This window comes from Kitasatospora sp. NPDC001175 (genome assembly GCF_053598215.1).
In genome coordinates this window covers 1-4,709 of the sequence record NZ_JBSFJU010000163.1, presented here as the reverse complement: position 1 = coordinate 4,709, position 4,709 = coordinate 1, and the positions used below count along the sequence as shown (strand labels likewise).

The 4,709-nt window shown below is 73.5% G+C and carries 1 protein-coding gene; it reads right to left on the bottom strand.

Translation table 11 applies throughout. From position 1 onward, the window contains the following. A partial coding sequence (locus ACWDAK_RS40615; RefSeq protein ID WP_427396292.1) for a type I polyketide synthase occupies positions 1 to 4,709 on the bottom strand: 4,709 nt, incomplete at both ends.

Here is a 4,709-nt window from a genome sequence, read left to right as displayed (position 1 = left end):
ATCAGGCGGCCGCGAGCCGCCACCAGCTTGGCCGCATCCGTGAGCGAGAGCACACCCGCCACATGCGCGGCGGCCAGCTCGCCGATCGAGTGCCCGGCCAGGAAGTCCGGCCGCACACCCCACGACTCCACCAGCCGGAACAGCGCCACCTCGATCGCGAACAGCGCCGGCTGGGTGTACCCGGTCTGATCCAACTCCTCGCCGCCGAACACCACCTCACGCAGCGGACGCTCCAGATGCCCGTCCAGCTCCGCACACACCGCATCGAAAGCCTCGGCAAAGACCGGGAACGCCTCGTACAGCTCCCGGCCCATACCGGCCCGCTGGCTCCCCTGCCCCGCGAACAGGAACGCCACCCGACCGGCCGTACCGGCCACGCCGACCACCGACCGCGCCGCAGACTCACCCCGCGACAACGCCTCCAGACCCGCACAGAGCTCGTCCTGCCCCGAACCCACCAGCACAGCCCGGTGCTCGAACACCGAACGCGTGGTCGCCAGCGAGAAACCGACATCGACCAGCGACAGCTCGGCCCGCTCCTCCAGGTGCTCCAGCAGACGCCCGGCCTGGTCCCGCAGCGCCTCGGGCGTCCGGCCCGACAGCACCAGCGGCAGCGGCGCGGACAATGGCTCGGACGCTACGGCGTCGAACGCCGGCGGCTGCTCGATGATGGTGTGCGCGTTGGTACCGCTGATACCGAAGGAGGACACGCCCGCGCGGCGCGGACGGCCGGTCTCCGGCCACGGCCGGGTCTCCGTCAGCAGTTCCACCGCACCCGCCGTCCAGTCCACATGGGTGGACGGCTGGCCGACGTGCAGGGTCTGCGGCAGCACGCCGTGCCGCATCGCCATGATCACTTTGATGATCCCGGCGACGCCGGCGGCGGCCTGGGTGTGGCCGAGGTTGGACTTCACCGAGCCGAGCCACAGCGGACGGTCGTCCGAGTGCTCCTGACCGTAGGTGGCCAGCAGCGCCTGCGCCTCGATCGGGTCGCCCAGCGTCGTACCGGTGCCGTGCGCCTCGACCAGGTCGACGTCGTCGCCCCTCAGTCCGGCGGAGGCCAGCGCCTGGCGGATCACCCGCTGCTGGGACGGGCCGTTGGGCGCGGTCAGACCGTTGCTGGCACCGTCCTGGTTGATCGCGGAGCCGCGCACGATGCCGAGCACCGGGTGCCCGTTGCGCCGGGCGTCGGAGAGCCGCTCGACCAGCAGCATGCCCGCGCCCTCGGCCCAGCCGGTGCCGTCGGCGTCGTCGGAGAAGGACTTGCAGCGGCCGTCGGCGGCCAGTCCGCGCTGGCGGCTGAAGTCCACGAAGGTGTCCGGCGTGGACATCACGGTGACACCGCCGGCCAGCGCCAGCGAGCACTCACCCGCGCGCAGGGCCTGGATCGCCCAGTGCAGCGCGACCAGCGAGGACGAGCACGCGGTGTCCACGGTTACGGCCGGGCCCTCCAGACCCAGGACGTAGGACACTCGGCCGGACGCGATGCTTCCGGCGCTGCCGGTGCCGAGGTAGCCCTCGACGCCCGGCGGGATGGCGGGGAGGCGGGAGATGTAGTCGTGGTACATCACACCGGCGAAGACACCGGTCCGGCTGCCCCGGACGGTCTCCGGGTCGATGCCCGCCCGCTCGAACGCCTCCCACGAGGTCTCCAGCAGCAGCCGCTGCTGCGGGTCCATCGCCAGCGCCTCACGCGGCGAGATGCCGAAGAAGGCCGGGTCGAACTCACTGGCGTTGTGCAGGAACCCGCCCTCGGCGGTGTAGGAGGTGCCGGGGTGGTCGGGGTCCGGGTGGTAGAGGTTCTCGACGTCCCAGCCACGGTCGGTGGGGAAGGGTGAGATGCCGTCCGCACCGGAGCTGATCATGCGCCAGAGGTCCTCGGGCGAGCGCACCCCGCCCGGGTATCGGCAGGCCATACCGACGATCGCGATCGGGTCGTCGGCGCGGCTCGCCAGGACCGGCGCCGCCTCGGTGGCCGCCTCGCGCAGCCCCAGCGCCTCGGTGAGCAGGTAGTCGGCGAGCGCGGTGGGGGTCGGGTAGTCGAAGACCACGGTGGCCGGGAGCCGGACGCCGGTCGCGGCGTTCAGGCGGTTGCGCAGCTCGACCGAGGTCAGCGAGTCGAAGCCGATCTCCCGGAACGCCTTCCCCGGCTCGACCGAGTGCGGGCCGGCGTGACCGAGGACGAGGGCGACCTGGGTGCGGACCAGCTCCAGCAGCGCGCGCTGCTGGTCGTCCTCGGTCAGGCCGAGCAAGCGGGCCAGCAGTGAGGCGCCCTCCGCGGAGGTTCCGGCCTCGGCCGCACGGCGGTTCGGGGTGCGGACCAGTCCGGCGAGGATGGCGGGCAGTTGGCCGGTCCTGGCCTGGACGCGCAGTCCGGCCTGGTCCAGGCGGATCGGTACGGCGACGGCCGCGTCCTGCACGAGGGCCGCGTCGAACAGGGCGAGGCCGAGTTCGGCGGTGAGCGGGGCCACGCCACCGCGCGCCATCCGCTGCACATCGGCCTCGTCGAGGGTGCCGGCCATACCGCCGGCCCACAGGCCCCAGGCGAGCGAGGTCGCCGGGAGACCAGCCGTACGGCGCTGCTGGGCGAGGGCGTCCAGGAAGCTGTTCGCGGCGGCGTAGTTGCCCTGGCCGGCCGCACCGAACAGACCGGCGGCCGAGGAGAACAGCACGAACGCGGCGAGATCCTGATCCTGCGTCAGTTCGTGCAGGTTCCAGGCCGCGTCCACCTTCGGGCGCAGCACGGTGTCGATGCGCTCGGGGGTGAGGGAGGAGATCACGCCGTCGTCCAGGACACCGGCGGTGTGCACCACGGCGGTCAGGCGGTGTTCGGCGAGCAGGGCGGCCAGCGCGTCACGGTCCGCGACATCGCAGGCGGCGAAGACCGGCTCCGCACCCAACTCCCGCAGGGAGTCCGCGAGTTCTTCGGCGCCCTCGGCCTGAGCCCCGCGCCGCGAGACCAGCAGCAACCTGCGCGCACCGTACTCGGTCACCAGATGCCGGGCGAACAGCGCACCCAGGGTGCCCGTCGCACCCGTCACCAGCACCGTACCCTCCGGGTCCAGCACCAGCGGCTCGGCCTCGGCAACCGCCGGGACCCGCGCCAGACGCGGCGCGAAGGCCGCACCCGCACGCAGCGCCAGCTGCGGCTCACCGCTCTCGACGGCACCCGACAGCAGGCCGAGCGAGGCCGGGTCCTCGTCCAGGTCGACCAGCACGATCCGGCCCGGGTTCTCCGACTGCGCCGAACGCAGCAGACCCCACACAGCGGCCGATGCCAGATCCGACACCGTCTCCTCGCCACCGGTCGCCACCGCACCACGCGTGACCACCACCAGGCGGGAACCGTCGAATGCCTCCTGGCCCAGCGAGACCTGTACGAGGTCGAGCGCCTTGCGCACGGCGGCCCGGACGTCGGCGGCCGACTGTTCGGCACCGCCGCCGAAGCCGAGCGGGAGGAACACGCTGGCGGGGGCCTGGCCGTCGGTGTCGAGGCGCGCCGCCAGGGCGCCCAGGTCCTGCGGCGTGTCGACGGCGTGGCCCGCGACGAGCATTGCGACGGCCAGCCCGAGCCGGTCGACGCCCACCACGGTGTGCCGCTCGGCGGCGCTGTCGGCGGATTCGGCCAGCGGAACGGCCGTCCACTCCACACCGAACAGCGAGTCCTTGGGCGCGGCCGCCCGGTTGCCGGTGTTCTGGAGCTGGTCGGCGGCCACCGGGCGGAGCATCAGGTTCTCCACCGCGCAGACCGGCGCGCCCGAGGCGTCGAACGCGGTCAGCGAGACGGACTCCGGGCCGGCGGGCACGATGCGCACCCGCAGTGTGGCGGCGCCGACGGCGTGCAGCGCGACACCGCTCCAGGAGAACGGGAGACGTCCCTGGCTCTCGCCGGTCGAACCGCCCAGCGCGGTGGCGTGCAGGGCCGCGTCGAGCAGCGCCGGGTGCAGGCCGAAGGCGGGCGCGGTGGCCGCCGCCTCCTCGGGCAGTGCGACCTCGGCGAAGATCTCGTCACCGCGCAGCCAGGCCGCGCCGAGACCCCGGAAGGTGGGACCGTAGCCGAAGTCGGCGGCTGCCAGGCCCTCGTAGAAGCCGGACAGCTCGACCGGCCGGGCGTCGGCCGGCGGCCAGAGGGCGGGGTCGAAGTCGGTGGTGTGTCCGCTGCGGACGGCGCCGCGCGAGGAGGAGAGCAGACCGTCGGCGTGCCGGGTCCACGGCTCCGCGTCGTCGGCGTCCTCCGGGCGGGAGTAGACGGTCAGCTGACGAGCACCCGAGGTCTCGGGCCGTCCGACCCACAACTGCACCTGTACGCCGCCGTGTTCGGGCAGCACCAGCGGCGCCTCGAGAGTCAGCTCCGCCAGCCGGTCGCAGCCGACGTGGTCGCCCGCCCGGACGGCCAGTTCGACGAAGGCGGTGCCCGGGAGCAGCACGGTGCCGGCGACGGCGTGGTCGGCGAGCCAGGGGTGGGTCTGCAGGGAGAGCCGGCCGGAGAAGAAGAAGCCGTCACCGTCGGCGAGGGCGACGGCGGCGCCCAGCAGCGGGTGGTCGGCCGAGCCGAGACCGATCGCGCGGGCGTCGGTGACCATCGGCGTGGTGCGGTCGATCCAGTACGCCTCGCGCTGGAAGGCGTAGGTGGGCAGGTCGACGCGCTGGGCGCCGGTGCCCGCGAACACGGCCTGCCAGTCCACCTTCACGCCACGGACGTGCAGCTG